This window comes from Pantoea sp. BL1 (genome assembly GCF_000963985.1).
Classification (GTDB): Bacteria; Pseudomonadota; Gammaproteobacteria; order Enterobacterales; family Enterobacteriaceae; genus Pantoea; species Pantoea rwandensis_B.
In genome coordinates this window covers 1-315 of sequence record NZ_JZRH01000116.1, presented here as the reverse complement: position 1 = coordinate 315, position 315 = coordinate 1, and the positions used below count along the sequence as shown (strand labels likewise).

Below are 315 nucleotides of genomic sequence, written 5' to 3'. Positions count from 1 at the left end.
GCCCATGATGGCGCCAAACACCGGTGCAGAAACCGCACCACCATAATATTTGCCGGCCTGAGGATCGTTGATCACCACCACCAGCGCAAAACGAGGGCGACTGGCAGGCGCAACGCCTGCCGTGTAAGCAATGTATTTATTGACGTAGCGTCCGTCCGGTCCCACTTTTTTCGCAGTACCGGTTTTAATCGCGATGCGATAGCCCTTGATGGCGGCTTTAACCCCACCGCCGCCAGGCAACGCCACGCTCTCCATCATGTGCATCACCGTTTTCACCAGGTCTTCCTGGAAAACGCGTTCACCCGCCACTGGCGG

Annotated in this window: 1 protein-coding gene; it reads right to left on the bottom strand. The window is 57.8% G+C overall.

Features of this window, described 5'->3' with window-relative positions:
- The coding region (locus tag VH86_RS24620; RefSeq protein ID WP_045834449.1) for a penicillin-binding transpeptidase domain-containing protein at positions 1–315 on the bottom strand (315 nt) is incomplete at both ends.